The sequence below is a fragment of the Paenibacillus sp. FSL R5-0486 genome, from assembly GCF_037975155.1.
Lineage (GTDB): Bacteria > Bacillota > Bacilli > Paenibacillales > Paenibacillaceae > Paenibacillus > Paenibacillus amylolyticus.
On record NZ_CP150237.1, the window covers coordinates 7,029,436 to 7,052,028 of the forward strand.

General features: G+C 45.0%; 20 protein-coding genes and 1 pseudogene. 7 read left to right on the plus strand and 14 right to left on the minus strand.

What is annotated here, in order from left to right; translation table 11 throughout:
* Positions 1–126: 126 nt before the first annotated feature.
* From MKY01_RS31080 to MKY01_RS31095, 4 genes and pseudogenes are all read right to left on the minus strand, one after another.
* Positions 127–4,167, minus strand: a complete 4,041-nt coding sequence (locus MKY01_RS31080; protein ID WP_339284810.1) for an S-layer homology domain-containing protein — start codon at positions 4,165–4,167, stop codon at positions 127–129.
* Between the two features lie 228 nt (positions 4,168–4,395).
* A pseudogene (locus tag MKY01_RS31085) lies at positions 4,396–4,491 on the minus strand (dehydrogenase); the annotation flags it as partial.
* 180 nt (positions 4,492–4,671) lie between these two features.
* Positions 4,672–5,829, minus strand: coding sequence for a glycerate kinase (locus MKY01_RS31090; RefSeq protein WP_339284812.1), 1,158 nt, complete (start codon positions 5,827–5,829; stop codon positions 4,672–4,674).
* 3 nt (positions 5,830–5,832) lie between these two features.
* Complete coding sequence (locus MKY01_RS31095; RefSeq protein ID WP_339284813.1) at positions 5,833–6,267, minus strand: Lrp/AsnC family transcriptional regulator; 435 nt, start codon at positions 6,265–6,267, stop codon at positions 5,833–5,835.
* A gap of 161 nt (positions 6,268–6,428) precedes the next feature.
* Between MKY01_RS31095 and MKY01_RS31100 the strand changes: the two genes are divergently transcribed.
* The gene (locus tag MKY01_RS31100; protein ID WP_339284815.1) at positions 6,429–6,896 is read left to right on the plus strand and encodes a VOC family protein; all 468 of its coding nucleotides are present in this window, start codon (positions 6,429–6,431) and stop codon (positions 6,894–6,896) included.
* 91 nt (positions 6,897–6,987) lie between these two features.
* Here MKY01_RS31100 and MKY01_RS31105 read toward each other — a convergent pair whose 3' ends face one another.
* Positions 6,988–7,542 (minus strand): hypothetical protein, encoded by a 555-nt coding sequence (locus MKY01_RS31105; protein WP_076252008.1) that lies wholly within the window; start codon positions 7,540–7,542, stop codon positions 6,988–6,990.
* 96 nt (positions 7,543–7,638) lie between these two features.
* On the opposite strand from MKY01_RS31105, the gene MKY01_RS31110 reads away from it, so the two are divergent.
* Positions 7,639–8,556, plus strand: a complete 918-nt coding sequence (locus tag MKY01_RS31110; protein ID WP_076252010.1) for a phosphatidate cytidylyltransferase — start codon at positions 7,639–7,641, stop codon at positions 8,554–8,556.
* A gap of 109 nt (positions 8,557–8,665) precedes the next feature.
* Here MKY01_RS31110 and MKY01_RS31115 read toward each other — a convergent pair whose 3' ends face one another.
* The gene (locus tag MKY01_RS31115) at positions 8,666–9,244 is read right to left on the minus strand and encodes a hypothetical protein (RefSeq protein WP_282319858.1); all 579 of its coding nucleotides are present in this window, start codon (positions 9,242–9,244) and stop codon (positions 8,666–8,668) included.
* Positions 9,245–9,421: 177 nt separating this feature from the next.
* On the minus strand, positions 9,422–9,799 hold the full coding sequence (locus MKY01_RS31120; RefSeq protein ID WP_339284817.1) for a LysM peptidoglycan-binding domain-containing protein: 378 nt from the start codon (positions 9,797–9,799) through the stop codon (positions 9,422–9,424).
* A 305-nt stretch (positions 9,800–10,104) separates the two neighbouring features.
* Between MKY01_RS31120 and MKY01_RS31125 the strand changes: the two genes are divergently transcribed.
* The 3 genes from MKY01_RS31125 to MKY01_RS31135 all read left to right on the plus strand — a co-directional run bounded on the left by MKY01_RS31125 (position 10,105) and on the right by MKY01_RS31135 (position 12,577).
* The gene (locus MKY01_RS31125) at positions 10,105–11,157 is read left to right on the plus strand and encodes a trifunctional transcriptional activator/DNA repair protein Ada/methylated-DNA--[protein]-cysteine S-methyltransferase (protein WP_133386327.1); all 1,053 of its coding nucleotides are present in this window, start codon (positions 10,105–10,107) and stop codon (positions 11,155–11,157) included.
* A 77-nt stretch (positions 11,158–11,234) separates the two neighbouring features.
* Positions 11,235–12,008 carry an isocitrate lyase/phosphoenolpyruvate mutase family protein gene (locus tag MKY01_RS31130; protein ID WP_339284819.1) on the plus strand — a complete coding sequence of 258 codons (774 nt, stop codon included), beginning with the start codon at positions 11,235–11,237 and terminating at the stop codon, positions 12,006–12,008.
* A 50-nt stretch (positions 12,009–12,058) separates the two neighbouring features.
* Positions 12,059–12,577, plus strand: coding sequence for a hypothetical protein (locus MKY01_RS31135; protein WP_282319855.1), 519 nt, complete (start codon positions 12,059–12,061; stop codon positions 12,575–12,577).
* Positions 12,578–12,740: 163 nt separating this feature from the next.
* Here the strand turns inward: MKY01_RS31135 and MKY01_RS31140 are convergent, their stop codons facing one another.
* The 7 genes from MKY01_RS31140 to MKY01_RS31170 form a co-directional block, all read right to left on the minus strand.
* Positions 12,741–13,439, minus strand: a complete 699-nt coding sequence (locus MKY01_RS31140) for a hypothetical protein (protein ID WP_282319854.1) — start codon at positions 13,437–13,439, stop codon at positions 12,741–12,743.
* Entirely contained in the window at positions 13,436–14,311 is an 876-nt protein-coding gene (locus tag MKY01_RS31145; protein ID WP_282319853.1) for an ABC transporter ATP-binding protein, read from the minus strand. Before MKY01_RS31145 ends, MKY01_RS31140 begins: the two co-directional genes overlap by 4 nt.
* On the minus strand, positions 14,308–14,688 hold the full coding sequence (locus tag MKY01_RS31150) for a GntR family transcriptional regulator (protein WP_036611682.1): 381 nt from the start codon (positions 14,686–14,688) through the stop codon (positions 14,308–14,310). Before MKY01_RS31150 ends, MKY01_RS31145 begins: the two co-directional genes overlap by 4 nt.
* A gap of 107 nt (positions 14,689–14,795) precedes the next feature.
* Entirely contained in the window at positions 14,796–14,966 is a 171-nt protein-coding gene (locus MKY01_RS31155) for an aspartyl-phosphate phosphatase Spo0E family protein (RefSeq protein WP_017691550.1), read from the minus strand.
* A gap of 244 nt (positions 14,967–15,210) precedes the next feature.
* Complete coding sequence (locus MKY01_RS31160; protein WP_091012369.1) at positions 15,211–16,593, minus strand: transcriptional regulator; 1,383 nt, start codon at positions 16,591–16,593, stop codon at positions 15,211–15,213.
* A 272-nt stretch (positions 16,594–16,865) separates the two neighbouring features.
* Positions 16,866–17,783 (minus strand): aldo/keto reductase family oxidoreductase, encoded by a 918-nt coding sequence (locus tag MKY01_RS31165; protein ID WP_339284822.1) that lies wholly within the window; start codon positions 17,781–17,783, stop codon positions 16,866–16,868.
* A 147-nt stretch (positions 17,784–17,930) separates the two neighbouring features.
* The gene (locus MKY01_RS31170; protein WP_036611691.1) at positions 17,931–18,821 is read right to left on the minus strand and encodes a diacylglycerol kinase family protein; all 891 of its coding nucleotides are present in this window, start codon (positions 18,819–18,821) and stop codon (positions 17,931–17,933) included.
* A gap of 380 nt (positions 18,822–19,201) precedes the next feature.
* Between MKY01_RS31170 and MKY01_RS31175 the strand changes: the two genes are divergently transcribed.
* On the plus strand, positions 19,202–20,719 hold the full coding sequence (locus tag MKY01_RS31175) for a leucine-rich repeat domain-containing protein (protein WP_339284824.1): 1,518 nt from the start codon (positions 19,202–19,204) through the stop codon (positions 20,717–20,719).
* A gap of 310 nt (positions 20,720–21,029) precedes the next feature.
* Positions 21,030–22,370: a glycoside hydrolase family 30 protein gene (locus tag MKY01_RS31180; RefSeq protein ID WP_339284826.1), complete on the plus strand. Its 1,341-nt coding sequence runs from the start codon at positions 21,030–21,032 to the stop codon at positions 22,368–22,370.
* Positions 22,371–22,593: the final 223 nt, after the last annotated feature.

Sequence of the window (22,593 nt, forward strand, 5' to 3'; positions counted from 1 at the left end):
AATGTATGGCTTTTGGAACAGCTCTTTTTTTATTCTATCTATTGTATCGTCATATCCTATCCGTCATTAGGGGTTCTCTTTTCCATATGCTACTGCGTTAATGACCCCTTTTTTCTTTTAAAAATATTACTTTTGCGCTGCGGCTTCAATATCTGCATATGCCCAGTGTGTATCTGGTACATCACTGAACGTTGGCGTAACTGTGCCAGTTAGGGGTGTGCGGTTGAACAATACATTCAACACTTTCACGGCTTCCGCACGTGTCAGCTTGCTATCCGGTTTGAATGTGCCATCGTTGTATCCAACCATCAAGCCAGCCGATTGCACGTATGCAATCGCATCTGCTGCCCACAGGTCTGCGGATACGTCTGTGAAGGAAACTGCTGGACCATTCACGGTTGTTGCACTCGCTTGTTGCTGCGTCCAGCGATACGCAATCGTTGCCATCTGTGCACGGGTGATCGAGCCTTCCGGTGCAAATTGGGTGTTACCCATGCCGTTCATGATGCCAGCGGATTGCGCTTTTTGAATTTCACTTGTTGCCCAGTGTGTCGCAGATACATCCTTGTAGCTCACGCTATTCGTGGAACTTGCTGCTTCAGTTGGAAGATTACGAGCCAGCATCGCTGCCATTTGTGCACGCGTTACGAATGCATCTGGACGGAAATCTGTACCAAATCCTTGGATGTACGGTTGGTGTGTACTTTGTGAAGCTTTCAGTCCATCCACAACAACGAGGGTGAACGTGCTGAATTTTGTTACGGTAAATTCGATGCCTTCGCTGTTATCCACGAGTTGCACCAATTTGCCTTGAATCAATTCTTTTGTGCCGTCACTGTGTTCGATATAGATCGCCAGGTTGTCCAATGCTTGCTGACGCACAGTCGGATCAGTTGGCAGACTGTCACGCAGTGGCAGCGTGAGTGTCACTTCGCGGCTCTGCATATTCGTGTCGATCTCTACCGGACGAGCCAGTACACGAACATTCGTATTCGGAGCAACTTGTTGAATCAATTGCTCTTTCTTCGCACGTTCTTCGACTTCTTTGCGCTCCGATTCTTTTTTCAAAGGTACAACGCGGAAGTATAAGTCTTGATCGAATCCGGCGATGGAATTCGTCGGAACGGAGATCACTACATTTTCAGTGGAGATTTCAAGTTTCAGTGAACCATCATTTAGTTCTTTTACCGCTGCTTTAGGAAGTTCAATACGTGTCTCGGACACGGAATCTTTAGTGTCTGGAATAACAATGCGTGCGGTGTTCATATTCAATTGCTTCGCTTTTTCCACCGATTCCTTGGCAATGGCTTCGGTCATTTTCACAAGATCTTTGATCGTGCCGTTGGTTTCGGTTGTACGTGTGATTGGCGTTTTGGTCAGGTTGGTACCGTTTGTTCCATTAACGTCAACCACGATCTGCTCTTGTTTCGTTGTTGGAGCAGGTGTAGACGTTACTGGTGAAGTTGTTACAGGCGCCGTAGATCCGCCGCCACCACCAGTGTTTCCGCCCGGGTTAGGCGTTGGAGTATTTCCATTATCTGTGCTGCTATCACCATTCTGTGTAAAGACAAACTTCACGGCGCGGCCTGGCAGTTCATCACTGATTGCTTTGTAACGAACCCATACCGTTTTGTTGCCGCTAAGGTCCATTTTTTGAATGAAGGCAACATCAATCCAGTGTAACTTATTGTCGAAGGAAACCTCCATCGTGTTATCCAAGCCCGTTAGGGTGTTATTGATGTCATTGCCCTTCACGTTAGGAGCCGTAAAGAATCGGTTAAATACATATTGCAGATTCCCAACATCCTCATAGCTGTCTTGTTCATTTAGGACCCATTCAGCCAATTCCTTCTGGCCTTCAGGACTAAGTTCTGCTCTTTTGGATAAATCAAGAGCGCCTCTAAGATTAAATTTGTATTTGCTGAAGAATGCTTCACCTTTAATCTGATCTTTCATTGCTTTATCAAGCCATTGATCCATTCGCGGTATAGAGGTAGCTTGCTCAAATGAATCGATAGGCATAGAGAGGAGATTCAGGACAATATCAGGCTCAACAATATCCCCTTTAGACACTCCTTCCAACCTTTCGAATGCAACTAGATGCAAGTAATTGAATGCCAGTACACCTTTATCTACTTTGCTACGTTCCAAATGTTGTTGTCCAATGCTACGTAACACATATGTCTGTTGGTCATTAAAGTGATTAGGTCCATTTACTAATTGCTGAGCGAGCAGATCCAGTTTATTCCTAAGAACACTGAGTTCCCTCTGCTCCCAAACAGATTGTGCCAATACACCAAGTTCAATCATATATTGGACCTGTTCTTTGTTTATGTAATCTTTATTTACATATTCAATCAGGAATCCCGCAATGAAATCTCTAACCTGCAAAGACAAGGCACCGTATCCATTGGGTAAAGTAATACCCAGATCCGGATCTTCCATAGCCATTCGCATAGCCGCTATATTACTGTTGCTCTTTGCAGTATTTAAGACACTCAATGGATTGCTTTCGTTATCATCCGGGAAAAATTTATTAAATGCAGTCTGGATTGCATTATAGTTTACAAACCCTCCGCTTGGTCGAAGTTCGATCATATGATCTGCTAATTGTTGCTGATACTCGTTCGTTAAGGTATCTATTTTGGTAAAGTCCAAAGGGAAAGACTCCAACGGACTTTCTGGGTAATCGGAGTTATATTTCTCAACATCTTTCTGAATAGATCGGAGTTGCTCCAAAGACTCCAACACTTCTGCTTCCGTTAAGGCCTGGTTAAGATAAGGTGTTCTTTCAACAGCAGTGTCCGTGAATTTGACTACTCGGGAGATGGACTCTTTCCCTTTCAGCCTAATTGCATATCGATACTTAGTCATCCATTTGTCCATTTCGGAGGATGTGAGGTAAGTATCAATAAGTCGGTAGTATTCCCCTTCTGCATCGGGCTCCTTGAAATAATCTACTCGTTTTGCTTGCTTTTTATAAAACTCATCAAGTGCAGTTATTGCGTTTGGTCCATCAATTTCGCGAATGACTTCAAGTGCCTTCAAGGCTACTTGCACCATGAATTGGACCTGTTTATTATTCTCATATCTAGCATTCGTTGGTGGATCTATATCCAGTAAGTATATTGCGATATCCTCCTGATCTTTGACAGAAAGCATCTTGAAATCAGGCTCAGTGATGAATTGTTCATCGCGCAGTAATGCAATCATATCTTGGATAAAATCATTGCTGTTACCCCGATCTGCTTCTTTCTTCAGTTCGTTATACTTGGTCAGCGGTGTATCCTTATTAAAGAACGCATCAAACGTAGTTTGAACTTCAGATACCGTTTCATAACCGTTCTGCGGCTTATGATCAATCATCCATTGTGCAAGTTCGGATTTAGTGGCTGCATCATTCTGGATGGTCGACATTTTCCCCATATCAAAAACAAAAGGCTGGATGTTAGGATTTGGATTAAAAATGACATGCATTTGAATGAAGTCATACTTACCATAAAGATTATCCAATGATGCTTCCATGCTGGAAAGGTCAAGTGCTCCATTCAGTTCTTTATATTCTGATATCTTAGAAACCATAAATTCCAACTGACTATTAAATTGCGTAGGATCGCTAGAATTCATGAATATAATATTATAGAACATAAGATAGCTCACAAACATTGGCAAGTCTGCACCCGTCAAATTCATATAATGATTACCAGCTTGTGTCCAATCAGGTTTACCAACATTCGGGAAATAAGTGGACCATTCTGCCAGCAGGCTATAAACCAGAGTGATGTTGTACTGCAATGCGCTCGACTCAGTCTGCTTAGGAAGTGTGATAAGATGGTGCACCAAATCAAATACGTAATTGGCCTGATTGTTGTTCTCATATGAGAACTCCAGTGGAAACAGCAAGACCATGCCTCTGGCAATTTCATATTTTTGATTATCGTTCAATGCTTCATAATCTTCAGGTAGTGTGATTAAATCTTGTTGTTCAAGTAAATTTTGAACATTGGTCATCGTCGTACCCTCATCCGACTCAACATACATGTCTCTCTCCATATTAAGTTGATCCAACGGAGTAAACGGGTCAGCACTTGCAACCCCACCCACACTAACCACCTGTAACAACAAAACCGCAATTAAAAGGTAGCTTATCAGCTTTTTGTAATTCATGTACTTGATCCTCCCTGTCTCATGTTTTTTACATATAAATTCAATCCATCTGATACGTAAGGCCTATTGTAGTGCACTGCGATAAACAGAATCTAAACAAAAAGAGCAAATAAAAGGAAAAAGATCCACCCTGTAGTACAAAAATAGGATAGATCTCAATTTTTTTCGCCAAAATTCATCATTTTATTTTAAAAAAAGTATTCTTCGGGACCTATATAGCTCCGACTCTTAAATCAAGGTGTACCCGCCATCCACATACAATGTGCTGCCCGTCGTGAACGTATTGGTCATCAGATACGTAACTGTATGTGCAATTTCTTCATTGTGCCATCAAGGGTAAAAATAACGCGAACGACGCGACTTGAACGACAACTATACAATGGAACTTCACAGCAAAAAAGACGAGAGACAGATCACCTGATATCAGGCATATCCGTATCCCGTCTTTGTCACATCACATTTCAATCCGCAATCCGACCCTATACGATCCAGATGGTCACTGACCTAAGAAAGCAACCCCAGCTTCAGTACTCTTGCAATATTCTCGGCGGTACGTTCCACATTCTCCGGGCCTTCTCGCAATAGTCGATCCAGATCTGCTGCCCCAGGCACAATACCAAATATGGCATCGATGCCTTCCGCGTAGAGGGTGTCAATCCCTTCGCCTACACAACCTGCAAGGGCAATCACAGGTTTACCTTCTTCCTTGGCTGCCCGAGCAACACCATAGGGGGTCTTGCCAAATTTCGTTTGGAAGTCGATACCGCCTTCACCCGTAAATACCACATCCGCAGCAATCAACTTTTCACGTAGCTCAGTATATTCAATGACAATCTCAATCCCTTTACGTAACACAGCCTGTGTAAAAATCAAGAGTCCTGCGCCCAATCCACCAGCCGCTCCGGCTCCTTGTACATCTCGGATATCTTTGTGTAGCTGCTGTTTCACCACATCTGCATAATGGGACAGATTCGCATCCAGCTGTTCAACCATCTCTGGAGTAGCCCCTTTTTGTGGTCCAAACACCCTTGATGCGCCATACTCCCCACATAGGGGATTGGTCACATCACAGGCCACAATGAACTCCACTTCTTGCAAACGCTCATCCAGACCAGATACATCAATCTGAGCCAGCTGATCCAAAGCCCCGCCCCCACGCGCAAGCGGCTGACCCTCTGCATCCAGAAACTTCACACCAAGTGCTTCAGCCATGCCAGCCCCACCATCGTTGGTCGCACTACCACCAATGCCAATGATGATCTTGCGTATGCCAAGGTCCAGACATGCGCGAATCAACTCACCTGTTCCATAGGTTGTCGTCCGGAGTGGGTCCCGGGTCTTCTTGGTAACCAAGTGGATGCCGCTAGCCGACGCCATTTCGATGGCCGCCGTTGTTCCACCACCCAGAATGCCATACTGTGCAGTGACTGTATGACCCAATGGTCCGCTCACCTCGTGCTGGTGAAGGACGCCGCCGGAAGCGTCCACAAGGGACTGCACCGTACCTTCTCCACCATCTGCCATAGGTACATGAATATAGCGTGCCGTCGGATATATTTTACGCAACCCTTTTTCCATCGCGATACATACTTCTTTCGCTGTCATGCTTTCTTTGAACGAATCCGGCGCCAGAACAAATGTCTTCTCTCTAGTCTCTCTCATATCTTAAAGAAGAACACGGTTTTCCATAATATTTTTCATGCTGATATGGGATTTGGAGGGTCCCAGCTTCACCAGTGAATCCTGAAATTCGGCAAGTTCTTCAATGGACGCCGTCTGTACCTTGATCAGGTAGTTATACTCACCGCTAATCCGATAGACATCCGTGACTTCGATAGCCTGTTCACAGAACTGGACCAACTCGTCGCAATGCTCTGTTTTGAGCAAAATAAATGTCGTGGTTCCACGGTTTAACCGGGCCAGATTATAGATGGTTGAATATCCCGTTATTACACCTCTCTCCTCCAGTTTCAGAATTCTTTCCTTAACCGAAGGTTGGGACATGTTAATTTCTTTGCTGATCTGTGCAACAGGAATACGTGCATGATGTTGCAGCAAGCGCATAATCCGCTGATCGATTTCATCTATTATGTGTTCCATTTGTAAGACCTCCGAGTCGTCGACTTATTTAATAAGGTTTTTCTGATAAATTAGCTATAAATAGTTAGATTTAATCTCATTATATCCTTTGATATTGTATGGTTCCAATGTGATATCAACCCTATAATTTAGACTACAATCTGAAGAAGGAGCGATGTAATGTGAGTATTATTGGACTTGCACATGTAGCCATTCAGGCTCGTAATTACGAAGATACTCTGGCGTTTTATACAAAAGTATTAGGCTTCAAGGTCGGTCACTCCTGGAGTTTGCCTTCCTTCCACATTACCGAGGCATGTATGTTAATCTCTCCGGATCAACGCACCTGCATTGAGGTGTTTGACCCGAAAGCGGTCATTCCTGCCGAGGGTAAACCTGCCACCTCGCCTGAAGCGGTCCGGCACGGCGCACTGTTACATCTCGCCTTTTACGTGCATGATGTAGAAGATATCTATCAGCGAGCGCTCGCCCATGGAGCCAAGGCCTACGTTGAACCGGATTGGATATCGCTTGGCGAACCTGCACTTCGGGTTAGAAATGCGCTCGTCCACAGTCCGAATGGTGAAGTGATCGAATTCCTTGAAGAGGTTGATTTTGACCGATCCTCATCCTCACCATCATCTACATGAAGTACACAAACAGCCTGTTGCCTCGTTATCCGTGGCAGCAGGCTATTTCATGATTGGATTTGCTTGGCAAGCACCAGCACACACACCTACCCTACTCTTGCTCTGCATTCCCCAGCGTATACTCACTTAGTTTCCCTTCATAAACCAGTTGCAATCGTTCACTCTGGCGAAAATCATCCGGTGTCACCAGCGCAGGCAGCTTGTTCCACAGTTTGATTCCCGAACGCTGTAGAATCTCGGCTACAAATTGGGAGCAGAAGTAGGAGTTGCTGAACTCCACCGGTTCCTTGAGTGTAATGCCGATCACGCCGAGCAGATTGTACATATATTTCTGGCGGCTTCGGATGAAGATGTGTAGCACACGTTTCATCTTTTCCACTTCACGATCCGTCACCTGAAGCTTGTATATGACACATGTGGTATTGGGATACTTGCTGTATGTACCTGTCTGAATATTTTCCTTCACAAATCCGCCATTCAGCGGATTACTCGGATGCTTGCGGCCGAAGCTATACAGCTCGGTCAACTCCCGGTCAAATGAGATCGATGCGTGATTATATGGCGCTCGGGTATAGCTCTGAATAACCTTGGTAAACAGCGTTCCTGTATTCGTAAGCAGGATATAGATGGAGCGTTCATCTGTCATAGCAAAATTTCCCCTTATCAAGTTGGCACTATTCCTTCATAATAACATAGGTACCCTACAATGGAATCTTACTTTGAATAAGCAGGTGATCGGTACGTGAGCAGTTCACTCTTTACACTAACGTTAATCTTCACAGCTTTACTTGTGATACATATCGTGTACAAAATTATTGCAAAGCTTCAGCCAAGCAAAGACTATTCAGGCATCGGCCAAAAAATTAAAACCTGGTGGGGTATGTTTGTGATTTTCTGCCTCGCCACCCTTTTTAACCCCATCGTGTCCCTCATCTCCCTCATGGTGCTTGCATTCTTCTCACTCAAAGAATACTTCTCCATGATTCGCAGCACACGCAAAGCCGACCGCAGGCTGTTCCTATGGGCGTATCTGGCGATTCCGGTTCAGTTCTACTGGATCTACATTGGATGGTATGGCATGTTTATCGTGTTTATTCCCCTATATGTGTTCCTGGTGCTGCCCCTGCCACGTCTGATCAACAAAGGTACGGTCGGTTTCCTGCGCAGTGTCAGCTCCACACAATGGGGACTAATGCTGATGGTGTTTGGGCTGAGCCACCTGGCCTATTTCCCATTTGCCTCACCGGAGTACGGCTCCAAGCTGGTGCTGTTCTTGGTCGTGCTAACACAGCTTAATGATGTGGTGCACTATCTGGTCTCTCTCTATCTGGGCAAACGAAAAGTGGTGCCTACCGCCAATCCATTTGTCACCTGGGAAGGGTTTGCGTGTGCGTTTATTGTAACGACAGCTACGTCTTATTTTATCCATCCCTACCTGACACCATTTGATTGGAAATTCTCGCTGTTCATCGGGGTATTGATCAGTCTGGCCGGATTCTTTGGCAGTCTGACGGTGTCTGTACTGAAGCGCGATCTGTTAATTGGAGATGACAACAAGTTCGATTCGCTCAAAAAAAGCTACCTGAGCCGGGTCGACAGCCTGACCTATACCTCGCCGGTTATGTTCCACGTGGTCCGTTATTTCTTTGACTTTATGTAGCAACAGATAGATCAGCGATCTTGTAATTAAGTATGTCAAAAAAAGCAGCCCAAGTGGCTGCTTTTCCTGTTCAATAGGCTCTAGATGGAGCCTTCATGATATTCCTACGCTACTTCAACGTAATTTCCTTTTCGGACATGATTTCGTTCCCCTCATCATTTGTGAAGACAAATGTCGCTTTGCCCCGCTCGCCCTTCATCTCATCCGAATAGATAAAGCCGGAGAATTGTCCATTGCCGCTAAAGTAAAACCCCTCTTCACCATTTCCACCATGTTCAATGGCTTCCTGTAGTGAATTCACAATCGTCACCGTGTTAGACGTCCACCGCATCTCCGTTAGTGTATACCCCTTCGGAACCTGTTTAATTCCAAAATCAAAGCTGTTACCCTCGCTCGGTTTCTCCGACTGGTCAATGACAATATCAATCTTCTCAGACGGTTCAGTGGATTCCGATTGAGCCGTAGGCTTGCCCTCATCACCACTGGCACTGCCTTGGCTATTGTTATTCTTCGCATCCGCATTCGGTACAGAGTTTTCTCCAGCTTCCTCTACGGGTTGCTTCGATTGCGGATAGGCATGCTCCTGAACCGATTCATTATTATTCTTGGCACCACAGGCACTGACGAATAGCGAAATACAGAGCACAGACATGCAAAGTACAGATTTCTTTATATTTATTTTCATCATCTGATTCTCCCTTCATCCATCTTCAGCACGTATATCCAACACACCACTTACTAATCACTACACCATATCGTCCCACATGAAGCTCCATTATATGTAAATGATTAATAAATTCAGTATGTAACTGCACCTCGATGAGTAAAAAAAGAACTCTGTTCATGACGTCATGCACCGTTTATTTTATCGATCAAACCCAGGTAAGACCAACACTTGTCCAATCTGAATGGCGTTATGCTCGATTTTGTTCACTTTCTTGATAGCTTCTACATACACACGAGTGTCCATCTGCTGAGGTTTATGTGCCAATGAAATGCCCCACAGTGTATCTCCCTGAGATACAACGATCTGGTCCCCCGACAACAATTGCTCATCTCCGGCAAATGCAGTGAATACAGCACTACACCCTATGATTATAATTAGAGTTATAGTGACGATCTTCATTAGCCAGGTTGGCGTCTTCACACTCTGCATGAATTGATCTTTGACATACATGGTGCGGGACTCGGACGTTTTGGTATAAACGGATTCATAAATACTTTTGTACGTAGAATATCTCATTCTAGTCGACCTCCAGACTTTCATTCCGCTAATCTTTAATTTCATGTTTACCTATGTATTTTTCCTATAACAATGAATGATCAATAACTCACTTTTTCACTATATAGGTATCTTTTCCTAAGTGACCCTACCCTGATAGGTCTATACTACCAGTTCACTCTAAACAAATTCTGAACAACCAAATTTCAATGTTATATCCGATTTAATCTATCCAATATTCATGCCTGATTTTCGGCGATGCTTGCTGCAACGTTTTTCTATAATAGGTTATAGATAAAGATTCTAATGAGTAAGGACGTGCCCCCATGATTTCTGCTGATCTGAAGGAACAATATTACGAGGCGCTTGTGGCCAAGGATTCGGAATACGAGGGTTTATTCTATGTTGGAGTCCGAACCACAGGTGTGTTCTGTCGTCCCACATGCCCTGCGCGAAAGCCAAAATTCGAAAACTGCGAATTCTATGAGACGGCTCAACAGGCACTTCTGGCCTCTTATCGCCCTTGCCAGCGCTGTCGCCCGCTCTCTCACCCCAACCAAGTATCCGATGTGGTTCGCATATTAGTGGAAGCTGTGGAGAAAAATCCGGAGAAACGCTGGAAAGGACAGGATTTCAAGGCCCTCTCCATCGACGAATCCACGGCGCGCCGACAATTCAAGAAGCGGTTCGGCATGACCTTTGTCGAATATGCTCGCGCTCGCCGCATGGGACTTGCCCTGAAAAATATCCGCTCCGGCCGCACCGTGATTGATAGCCAATTATCTACTGGATATGAATCAAGCAGCGGCTTCCGCGATGCCTTTTCACGGATCATGGGTGCTGCCCCTACACAAGTCGATGAAGGACATATCCTAAAAGCGTCCTGGATTGACACCCGCCTCGGCCCGATGATGGCTATTGCTGATGAGGAGTCGCTATATTTACTGGAATTTGTGGACCGCAGAGGTCTGGAACGCGAAGTTGAGCGTCTGCGCAAACGAACCAAATCAGCGATTGTACCCGGCACTACAGCTCCCATCCAGTCCATTGAGCGTGAACTAAACGAGTACTTTCAAGGTATTCGGACAGCATTCGACACACCGTTGTTCTGTTTAGGAACACCATTCCAAAAGCGTGTGTGGGACGAGTTGCTGGCCATTCCGGCTGGTGAAACGAGGTCATATCAAGAGATTGCAAATGCACTGGGAAAACCGACTGCTTGCCGAGCTGTGGCACAGGCGAATGGGGCCAATCAGCTTGCGATTGTGATTCCATGTCACCGTGTAATTAATGCCAGTGGCGAACTGGGTGGATATGGCGGGGGATTAACTCGCAAAAACTGGCTTTTGACTCACGAGAAACAAAAACAGGGTAGCTGAAAAACAGAATGAAGTAATGAAGTACGCATCAAATGTCCAAAGGAATGCATGATATAACAAAGGAGAGTCAACATAATATGAGTACCTTAGAAGAAAAAGCAGCGTTGTTCCAACAATACCATGTGAAAGGAAAACCACTTGTTCTGGTCAATGTATGGGATGCCGGAAGCGCACAAGCCATCCAATCCGCTGGAGCAACGGCCATTGCTACCGGAAGCTGGTCCGTTGCTGCGGCCCACGGTGAACGCGATGGTGAAGCCATGTCATTCCATCTGGTGCTTGCCAATCTCGCACGGATTACAGCGAGTGTGGATCTGCCTGTAACGATCGATATAGAGGGAGGGTATGGGAGGTCTGTGTCAGAAGTGAAGCGAAATATCCTGGAAGTCATCGATCATGGTGCTGTAGGAATCAACATTGAAGATCAACTTCCCGCTGGCTTGGGACTGTACACTGTGGAGGAGCAATGCCCAAGATTGTCCGCCGCCCGGGAAGCTGCAGAGCAGGCAGGCATCCCGTTGTTCATTAACGCCCGCACAGATATTTTTCTGCAACATGCACCTGAACACCATAACCACTCTCTCCTGGAGGAAGCACTTATACGTTCGAGCCATTATGCAGATGCAGGAGCCAGTGGTCTGTTTGTACCCGGTTTGCAGGATCACGAATTGATTCAGGAATTGTGTGAGCGTTCACCGCTGCCAATTAACGTTATGGTTACGTCTCCTGAGCCTTCACCAAAACAGCTTGCCACACTGGGTGTAGCACGTGTAAGTTACGGGCCATATCCCTATCTGCAAGTTATGGAACACCTAAAAGAACTGGGGAGAAACATTTTATCGGGAAATTAACAGGAGGGCATGTTATAATCACCTCTATTGAACATTTACAGGAGGCAATTATGCTTAACGTGGAACAAAAGCTTGAAGTACTACAATCGTATCCCCAACTGCAACGCAAAGATGTTTCTCTCGGTCGAGTTAATTTCCACTACGAGGATAGTGCGTATGATAAAAAAATTGTTGCTCTCCATATTCACCCTAACGGAAACGGTTATATCTATGCAGGACTACTGCCTAACTATGAGACCGATGCTAAAGGATTCGTCAATATTCGTGATTACTCCGAAGCAGATCTGCGCACCTTGTTAGATGAAACGATCCAAGCGATGTCTCACAATCCCAACGCAGTTGAATTCCAAGAGCCAGCACAAGTAAAAACTACTGTCCCTACATTGTCTACAACCTCTACGGGTGGCGGAACGTGGATCGATGAAGAGGGACATACGCTGACTTTAAAATACGAAGATGACATGTGGTATGTATATTCCGGTGATAATCTGGATATGGCTTTTGAGTCACGTAGCGAAGCCGGCGAGTACCTCAAAGACGAAGGATTCAAACCGCAGGCTCAAGCTTAAGGGATGCACCTTCATTTGGAATTCCGCACAAAGATTGTTGAATAGGTATATTCAGTGATTTAATATGATACAAAAAACACGAGGCGTGTTCGCACTCGTGTTTTCTGATTTCGGAATGATTTCACTTAGATTCCTTGCCCAGTTCCTTTATAACTGTTTCCTGTCAGTCTTTTTTGGATTTCATGGTAAGCGGCGCATTCTTCATCATGGGGTACGTAGATAGAAGTAGCACACCACCAATGCATCCCAGAACGGTGAACAATGTCATGCGATTGATCCTAGCAATCCACAACATAAACTCACCAAGATCGCCCAATGTAATTATCAGCGTAAAGAACAAGCCAACCCCGAAGAACATAATGAAGAAGTTACGCATCCCCAAGCGCATCCAACAAACCGTTGGGAAGACAGAGATTCCCAGTACGAGAAAGCCGCACATCAGATCGATCCACAGGTAGGATAAAAAATGATATTTGTTTGAATACAACATGCCTGGTTGATAAAGGGTTACGTCAACAATTCCTTTTTCCTGAAGCAGGTGTATGAGGAAATACGCCACATGCAGAATGACCATGGTGCCTGTAACCATCCATACCGAGTTCATATAGAAGGATTTCATGAATTGAATTCGTGTACTGCCCATACCAATCGCAACCGGAAACAGTGTAATAATTCCCCCTATTGCAAACGTACATATCCCTCCGTACATGGGACCAAACAGTTGCGTAGCATACGAGACATCAAATATGAAGCCAATGGCCAGATATACAACGGCGAGCATCAGAGCGATGGATGAAAAAATGCCCAGATACAAACGCATATCATCGCGAATCAGTCGATTCGTACCTTTTACTGCGTTCATGGTTTAACCCCCTCTTGATTACGGGTCCTGTTAACCAAATAATCTTGTAATGTCGCTTTCTCAATGGAAAGCCCCTGTGAATGAGCGATATCCTTCCACATTTTCGAGTAGGGCTCATCAATCATCACTTTCACAGTCGATCCCATCTGGGAAGACTCTATAACTTTAACACCTGCTGTGACTCGATTGATATCGTCAATTCCCCCTGTTAGAAGAAACCCTTTTTCGCGCATCTCTTCCATCGATTGATTTAACAACACCTCTCCGGCTTGCAAAACGATAAGGGACTCACATAAAGGCTGAATCTCCTCAATATGATGACTGGATATTAGAATCAGACGCGGGTTATCTTCATAACTTTCCAGTAGCGCATTATAGAAGAATTTACGCTTCTCAGCATCGAGTCCATTGGTAGGTTCATCCAGAATGGTTATCTTTGCATTACTGGCAAGACCCAATATAATCTGGGCAGCAGTCTTCATGCCTTTCGAAAATTTAATGATCTTTTTCTTCGCCGGTAGTTCGAACACATCGATTAAACGTTCCGCCAAATCCTGATTCCACTGCGGATGAAAATATTGTCCCATTTGAACCATATCACTAACTGTCCAGTTTTTCCCCAGGGGATGATTCTCCTGGATGTAACACAGATGCTCTTGGGCGGCCAGATTATTATAGGGGTCTTGACCCATTATTTGAACGGTTCCACTGTCGGGGCGGTTATGCCCTGCCAGTAAACTCATCATGGTTGTTTTACCCGCTCCATTTCTTCCCCAAATTGCACTAATGATTGGCTCACTCTCATGTAGCGTAACCTGGTTCAGAACGGGCGCCTTCTGGTAGCTGTAGTTGACCTGCTCCATATGAATCATAACTCACTCTCCTTATCCTTCTTGCCGCGAATCAGATCAATGATCATGTCTTCATTCATGTGAATCCGTCTGGCTTCTTCAAGTAAAGGCTTGATGTATTCTTCATAAAAATCTTGCTTCCGTTCAACGAGCAATGCTTCTCTTGCTCCCTTTGCAACAAACATTCCAACACCTCGCTGTTTGTATATAATCCCCTTGTCCACGAGTTCCTGCAGTCCTTTGCGGGCTGTAGCCGGATTAATATTGTAGAAGCGTGACAGTTCATTGGTTGAGGGAACCTGTTCTTCCACCTTCAATCTGCCCTCCACAATATCGTCCATAATCATTGTGGCAATCTGATGAAAAATAGGCTGAGATTCATCCAAAGTCGATTTCATGTGCTTCCAACTTTCATACGTATTCATTAGTCAGTTAGTCAGTTAGTCGGTTAGTTACTCATGTAACTAACTATAGTATACAAAGACGCAAATGTAAATAGGCGAACTTAATTCATCGCCTTTCCTACCTTGGCTCTGTTGTATTGATTAATAAGCCCGTCCAGGACTACGGATTGCTGGATCACTTCCGGATGAAGCAGACTGCCGTATTCCATATGCATGCGATATAACAACTGTCTGGCATCTTCGATCCGTGATATCAAATCCAGGCGATCCATAGTATTCCTCCTTTTTGTCATATTTTAGTGTATTATGCCAATCAAAAGCGCATGTGAGATACGACATACTTATTCTTCCACTTTGATACACAAAAAAAGAACGCTTCTGAAATGAATTCAGAAGCGTCCATTGGTTCAGGCTTATGTCCCTAAACCGTGATCATTTGTTCGGTAAATTGAAGGGTCTGGATTCTCCACAGTCGGGACAGGTCCAGTAACAGGAGCTACAATGCTCACCACTATACTACATGTAACTATCAGCAAAGCCAGCTTTCTCTTCATTGAGTTTCTGCACCTCACCAATCAAGATTTTGTACTGCTGTATAGCTGTGTCAGACGCATATTCCCTGTATTGCTCAAACAGTCCGACACCTCTAAGCATACCTCGTCCATCGCTAATTTCAATAGAAAATCTCAAGCTGTTCAGTACAAAATCTAACCCCTCCACAAACCTGTCTTTTTTAAGACAATACGTGCCTAATCCAGCTAAAAGACGAACGTAGCGATCATCGGTTACCTGCTTGCTTACTTTCCCAATCCGATTTCTCTGTTCATGATAAGTGAAGTATGGCTCATATTGATTGAGTACATGATCTATGTTCATATCATAACGGTTAGCAGCCGTTACAATATCACAAAGCGCTGGAAATATCTCATTTTCCTTCGTTGAGATATACGCGAGGTAGTCAGGTAATACTTCAAACTGCCCAGCCATTAATTGATATATATAACGATTACCCTCAGCCCATTCCTGAAACTGATGAATAACCACTTTTTCTTCAGGTTCAGGCTCTTTCACCCAACTGTAATCGGAGTATAATGCAACATACTTCAATGCCATTTCATAGTTGTTCAAGTGGAAGTGGGCACTTCCACAGGCTAAATACGCATACATAATATAAAAAACGATAGGTCGTTTGGTCTCTTCTTGTTTCCTTCGGCCATTCATCTCATAATGGATGGCTGCTTTCACCTTCAGCTTTTCAGATAGTTCCTGAACTTTACTCCATCTGTGAAGTGATGCAAATGCATTAATTAGTTCGTTAAGCGCATCCAATTGATAGCGCTCATCCAGCCGATCCACATAATATTCGAACCGGGCTGCGATAATCAGATTCCGCTGCTGATCATTAGTCAGTCCCAACCGGAACAGTCGATACTGACAGAGTGCAAGCCGCTCGGAATGTTGCATTTTCTCGCTTTCAGCAATGTTTTCATATAGAAGAATGGCCGGTTTGAATTTACCCGCTTGGTAGAACTCTTCAGCCACATCAAATAACAAAGGAATATAGGATAGATTATCCATCATCAGACGAATAACCTCTTCAATACAGTCCAACTTGTCCAACTCGGCACAGCGATGAAGGAAGGGTCCCAGTCTTCGCCAGTCCGGGGTCGCGTGTACAAAACACTCGTCTATGTATAACTCATAGAAGTAACCTTCTTCCAGTCTCATGGCGGAAGTAATGCGATCCAACTGCTGCATGGCAATAGGCCGATTTTTATTCAAAATATTGCTGAGCGTACCCGAATTAATCCCTGACGTTTCCGAAAAATGACTAATGGACATCTGTTCACGCTTCAGATAACTTTCCAAGTGATCGCGTATCGTGGTTGTCGACTCCAAACGAACACCACCCTCCAAAATAAAAAACATAAACGGGATTATCGGTATGCAAAAGTAATTATATGTAATTAGAAAGTATCGGTCAATATAATATTTTCAACTAATTTGTATTAAAACCATTTTAATCCTTTTTTAAAACGGACAATCCTATCCTTATTTTATATCGGAAACACGTCTGGCATCAAACCTGAAAATAGACAAAAAACACGAGCCATCTACGGGCTCGTGTTCTCAACTGACTCAGCAGTCATCATGCTCACTATAACTTGAATTTAAGGCAGTATATTACCTGCCGCACGGTAAATTTCATACCACTCTGGACGCGTGAGATGAACATCTCCTGCTTTTACACAGTCTTGCAGACGTTCAATATTCATCGTGCCTGTCACAGGTTGCATCTGCGCAGGGTGACGAAGCAACCATGCGATTGCAATCGTTGTATTGCTCACGTCATACTTCGCAGCAATCTCGTCGATCTTTGCATTTAATTCCGGGAACTTGTCGCTACCCAGGAATACACCTTCGAAGAATCCGTACTGGAACGGAGACCACGGCTGAATGGTGATATCATGCAGACGACAGTAATCAAGAATGCTACCGTCACGGTTAACCGCGGCATCGTTCTCCATGTTCACATTAATGCCACTGTCAATCATCGTGGTATTGGTAATACTCATCTGCAACTGGTTGGTTACCAGTGGCTGTTTCACGTATTTTTTCAACAATTCGATCTGGTTCGGATTCTGGTTGGATACCCCGAAGTGACGCACTTTACCTTCGCGCTCCAGTTGATCAAAGGCTTCAGCCACTTCCTCCGGCTCAACCAATGCATCAGGACGGTGCAGCAGCAGAACGTCAAGATATTCCGTTTTCAAACGTTGAAGGATACCATCCACCGAATTCAGGATGTGCTCTTTGGAGAAATCAAACATGCCTTTGCGGATACCGCATTTGGATTGAAGAATCATATTTTCACGAACTTGGGGATTCATCTGTACTGCTTCGGCGAAGATCTCCTCACATGTTCCTGTACCATAAATGTCGGCATGGTCAAAGAAATTTGCGCCAACCTCCATTGCAGAACGAACAAAATGTTCGGCTTCCTTACCGTCTAGTGAATTAATCCGCATGCAGCCCACCGCGACTACAGGTACTTCTAGTGCACTGCTGCCCAATTTAATCGTTCTCAAGATGTTTTCCCTCCATATTCGAATATTATCGTGTATCTTACCTTTGATTGTGACATATATCTGCAATCGGTTTCAATAGCTTTATCCTACATTCATATGGAGAAATGATAGGTTCTTCATTCCAGCCTATAGATCCAAAAGAATAAACTATACTTCTTCCGGTATAATGACCTCAATATGCCTTGGCAGGACACGGATATGAATCGGCAGGGCAGGACCTTCTTCCCCATCTACATTAGTGCGAATGGCTTCGTCTGAGCGAACATGAACTTCTTTGGCTGTAAAATAGTCCACGTCCTTATGGTCTTTCAGACTACCAAATAACAGGGAGGTGCCCAGGGTCAGACTGTTGAACACACTGATATTACGAACAACAAAACAATGTATCAGACCATCGTCCACCTCTGCATCCGGGGACAACTTCTCGAATCCTCCGACCGAGTTGGTCAGCGCCGCCAGAAAAAGTGGCGATTCCCCCTCCCAGAGCTGTCCGTCATATTCGATGGTTAGATGATTGGCTGGTGTATTCACCAGGTCTTTCAAGCCTTCTTTGAGATATGCGAATGATCCCAACTTCGACTTTTCTTCCGAGGATACGGAGAACAAAGCTTCTGCCAAAGAACCTGCAGCCACAACGTTGGCAAACAGGCGATCATTGATTTTCCCCAGATCCACGATATGGGTCTGATTCGAACGTAACTGCCTAATGGCTTCTTCCGGGTCAAGCGAGATATTCAGCGCACGCGCAAAATCATTCACCGTACCTAGCGGTATAACGCCTAATCGGGGACGATGATCCTGATCCATCATGCCGTTAATCGTCTCATGCAGCGTACCGTCGCCTCCGATGGAGATGACCAGATCACAGCCGTCTTTGCAGGCGCTCAGACAGTAGTTGGTGGCATCACCTTCCCCGGCCGTCTCATTAACTACCACCTCATACTGCTGTGACTCCAGAATTTCTCTGACTTGGGACACATACTGCTCGGCCTCTTCCTTACCTGACGATGGATTACTAATGATCATGGCTTGGCGCATACTCACATCTTCCCCTCCAAATTAGCATCTTTACTTCATCTTTACCCTTTTCAAGGGTGGGTTGAATAGGGTCTGCGGGAGATGTTTTATTTTTTTTGATAAACATGTCTCTGAAGAGTGCAGAGCAGGGTTTGTTTCATATAGAATAGAAGTAGAGAAATACCCATTACGAAATTCCTTGTTCCTTTTTCCCGTTGACGGGTTAATAACTATAGATGTGCTTTGAGCCGAACCTGTATATGTTAAACTCTTCAATTCACACTGAACACTCCGTGGGCAGAACAACCTTCCGGTCGCTGTTATCGTGTAGATACTATACTTAACTAACTCAATCTGTTCGGATTATTTTATAATTCTAAAAATCGGAGGGAATGCATGCAATGAGAAGAATGACGCTATTATTTCTAGTATTCATCCTGAGTCTCGGGGCATCGGGGCAAGCCATGGCTTACACAACTACGGACTTGGGCGAGGGAATCATTGAAGATCCCGCTTTGGAGGACGGACTGAAGTTAATCCTGAACAAACCTCTGGATATGCCATTAACTTCAACGGATCTGGAGCAGCTTGAAGTGGTAGATCTGAGCAATGCAGGTATTCACAGCCTGTCCGGTCTCGAATATGCAACCAATCTGACTCACCTCCGATTATATGGGAATGAGATTGAGGATCTCACACCGCTGGCGCACCTAACCCAGCTTCGCGAGATCGATGTTCGCAATAATTACATTACATCCATAGATGCACTTACTGAATTAAAAGACTTGGGACGGCTGTATATCAGCAACAATTCCATTTCTTCCATAGAGGTTGTACGTGGGTTCAACCGATTACATACGTTCCACGCCAGCGGTAACCAGATTGCCAGTCTTGCGGCCCTCTCGGATGCGGATGCACTGAAGTGGCTTGAGATCTCGAACAATACGATTACCGATCTGACACCGCTCATGGGTAAAACCCGGCTCCAACAACTCAATGTAGCAAACAACCAGGTTCAGACGCTGGACGTACTGGCTGAATTGCCAAATACACTGCGGAATCTGAATGTGGCAGGTAATCAAATCACGGATCTGACACCACTGGAGCATATGACACGCCTTCGGACACTTGATATCTCTGGTAACCAAGTACAGCATCTCAAGGGGCTTGAGGAACTGACTGGGCTGACAGAGCTGAATGCAGAGTCCAATCAGATCTATGATCTGGAACCTTTACGGCAGCTTTCCAGCCTGGACGTGTTGAAATTATCCAACAACCGGGTGTGGGATCTGACACCGATCGCAGGTTTTACGTTTACCCGTGATCAGTCAGCGACAAATGTTATACAGGATATCTCGGCGTCTACCTCGTTATCCTCGGGTATTCAGACGTCTGTCTCAGAGGTTGAGCCTGCCGGACTCACGGTGCAGAACAATTATCTGGATGTTGTGAGTGGCAGTCATACAATGCAGCTTCTGAATCGGATGAATGTGCGGGAGCAGAAACGAACGCCCCAGGGCAGCTTTCAGCGTCTAATCGAAGGGTCTACCACCGCCTATGTTGGGGATCGTCCTTACGCACTGGATGCTGCACCTTTTATCGATGAAGGCCGGACCTATGTGCCTCTGCGTTTTGTCTCGGAGCAGTTAAACGCCCGTGTGAACTGGAACAGCGGTACGCGCGAAGCTGTGATCACACAGAATGATAAGACCATCCGCTGGAGCGTGGGTAACAAACAAGTTGTCGTGAATGATACACTTGCGATCAATGATGCTCCTCTTCTGATGAAAGATGGTAAAGCTTTTGTACCGGTTCGCTTCATCTCGGAGCAATTCAATACCTCTGTTGGTTACATCGGAAGCAGCAAAACGATTCTGATTTTTGAAAATAAACAGCTTGGTGAGAGTGTACAGCCTTAAGTTGTGTCTCACGTTCATTTACAGCCATAAGAGAATATGAGAAACATAGCGCAAGTCCCCGTCTGAATAATCAGCGGGGAATTTGTTGTGTTATGACAGTTGTGTTAAGACATTGGATAATGGTATATGGACATCGCCGATCACAAGCAAATACAGCATACGATCTGTCTATGCGAATACGAACTCGTAATACTCCATCTTCGATTAGGGTAAATTTCACACGGTTTAGCATATCTTCTTTTGCCGTGGGAGTTGTTATACTGAACGTAATATATATGACAACTGAGTTTCAAGCGAGGAGGAAATTCACATGACATTTACGCTCACTGGTTATTCCACAACCCAAGACAGCCCGTGGAGAGAGCTATCTTTTGTGCCAACTAATGAAAGCGCTAACCTAAAACTCACGGGTGAACAGCACCAACTTGTCGAAGGGTTTGGCGGATGTTTCAACGAGCTTGGTTATATGGCTCTGTCCCATTTGAATGAGGAGCAGCGCCATGAGGTATTTCACTCTCTTTTCCATCCCGAGGGCGAGCACAAGTTTAACATCTGTCGCCTGCCGATCGGCGCAAGTGATTATGCAGAGCAGTGGTATAGCCACAACGAGGTGGACGGCGACGTGGCCATGGAACATTTTTCGATCAAACGTGATTTCAAATATCTGATTCCTTACATCAAGGAAGCTCTGACTTATAACCCGAACCTGCAATTCTTCGCCTCCCCATGGAGTCCGCCAACGTGGATGAAGTCGCCCAAAGCCTATAACTATGGGACACTGCGCTGGGAGAAAGATATTCTGGAGGCCTACGCCCTGTATTTCGTAAAGTTTGTACAGGCTTACCGTGACGCAGGCATTACGATCCATCAGGTGCATGTGCAGAACGAAGTGATTGCAGATCAGAAATTTCCTTCTTGCATGTGGACAGGCGAGCAGCTTCGTGAGTTTATTGCCGATTATCTGGGCCCGGCTTTTGACCAACACGGTCTGGATACGGAGATCTGGCTGGGAACGATCAACGCCCCTGATCCATGGGAGGAATTAATCAAGAAAAAAACAAATGACTTCGATGAGTACGCCGGGCTTGTCCTGAGTGATCCAAAAGCCTATTCCTATATCAAAGGTGTTGGATATCAGTGGGCAGGCAAAAATGCGATTCAACGTACCTCAGCGAGTTATCCGGAGCTACGTTATATGCAGACTGAGAACGAATGCGGTGATGGCAACAACTCATGGAACTATGCCAAATATGTATATAACCTCTACCAGCATTACTTCAGCAACGGAGTGAACGCGTACATCTACTGGAACATGGTTCTGGAACCCAAAGGCCGCAGCACATGGGGCTGGGAGCAGAACTCCATGATCACCGTAGATCCGGACAATAAGGAGGTTACTCGTAACCCGGAGTATTATGTGATGAAACACTTCGCGCATCATATTGTTCCTGGTGCTCGAAGAGTCGGCTTGTCTGGCGCGTGGAGCGGGAAATCCGTTGCTTTTCGCAACCCGGATAACAGTCTCGTGATTGTCATCAACAATCCATTCCAGGACCGTCGTGACCTGTATCTAACCCTTGAAGAAGGACAGACCCTTCACATTGATCTGGAAGCCGATTCATTCAACAGCATGGTTATTCATCCGAAATAACTAATCCAACACATCGTTAAAAACGCGAACATCAATAGCGTCAGGCCCCAAGGATTCCCCGGGCCGGCGCTATTTTTTTATGGGCCAGACCATGCTTATTGTCAGCATAATTACTCCTGTAGAACACAAACCGAAGACAACTTAAAGAAATGACGTTTCACCTTTTATATTTACAAATCTATAAATATAGATATAATGTAATCCAGAGAACTTACTCTCATGT

Coding starts and splice junctions, on each gene's coding strand:
- MKY01_RS31170 (WP_036611691.1), bottom strand. CDS start 18,821: ATGCGCCAAGCCATGATCATTAGTAATCCATCGTCAGGTAAGGAAGAG.
- MKY01_RS31145 (WP_282319853.1), bottom strand. CDS start 14,311: ATGATTCATATGGAGCAGGTCAACTACAGCTACCAGAAGGCGCCCGTT.
- MKY01_RS31135 (WP_282319855.1), top strand. CDS start 12,059: ATGCTTAACGTGGAACAAAAGCTTGAAGTACTACAATCGTATCCCCAA.
- MKY01_RS31105 (WP_076252008.1), bottom strand. CDS start 7,542: ATGACAGATGAACGCTCCATCTATATCCTGCTTACGAATACAGGAACG.
- MKY01_RS31175 (WP_339284824.1), top strand. CDS start 19,202: ATGAGAAGAATGACGCTATTATTTCTAGTATTCATCCTGAGTCTCGGG.
- MKY01_RS31140 (WP_282319854.1), bottom strand. CDS start 13,439: ATGAACGCAGTAAAAGGTACGAATCGACTGATTCGCGATGATATGCGT.
- MKY01_RS31180 (WP_339284826.1), top strand. CDS start 21,030: ATGACATTTACGCTCACTGGTTATTCCACAACCCAAGACAGCCCGTGG.
- MKY01_RS31115 (WP_282319858.1), bottom strand. CDS start 9,244: ATGATGAAAATAAATATAAAGAAATCTGTACTTTGCATGTCTGTGCTC.
- MKY01_RS31120 (WP_339284817.1), bottom strand. CDS start 9,799: ATGAGATATTCTACGTACAAAAGTATTTATGAATCCGTTTATACCAAA.
- MKY01_RS31080 (WP_339284810.1), bottom strand. CDS start 4,167: ATGAATTACAAAAAGCTGATAAGCTACCTTTTAATTGCGGTTTTGTTG.
- MKY01_RS31150 (WP_036611682.1), bottom strand. CDS start 14,688: ATGAAATCGACTTTGGATGAATCTCAGCCTATTTTTCATCAGATTGCC.
- MKY01_RS31155 (WP_017691550.1), bottom strand. CDS start 14,966: ATGGATCGCCTGGATTTGATATCACGGATCGAAGATGCCAGACAGTTG.
- MKY01_RS31125 (WP_133386327.1), top strand. CDS start 10,105: ATGATTTCTGCTGATCTGAAGGAACAATATTACGAGGCGCTTGTGGCC.
- MKY01_RS31095 (WP_339284813.1), bottom strand. CDS start 6,267: ATGGAACACATAATAGATGAAATCGATCAGCGGATTATGCGCTTGCTG.
- MKY01_RS31090 (WP_339284812.1), bottom strand. CDS start 5,829: ATGAGAGAGACTAGAGAGAAGACATTTGTTCTGGCGCCGGATTCGTTC.
- MKY01_RS31130 (WP_339284819.1), top strand. CDS start 11,235: ATGAGTACCTTAGAAGAAAAAGCAGCGTTGTTCCAACAATACCATGTG.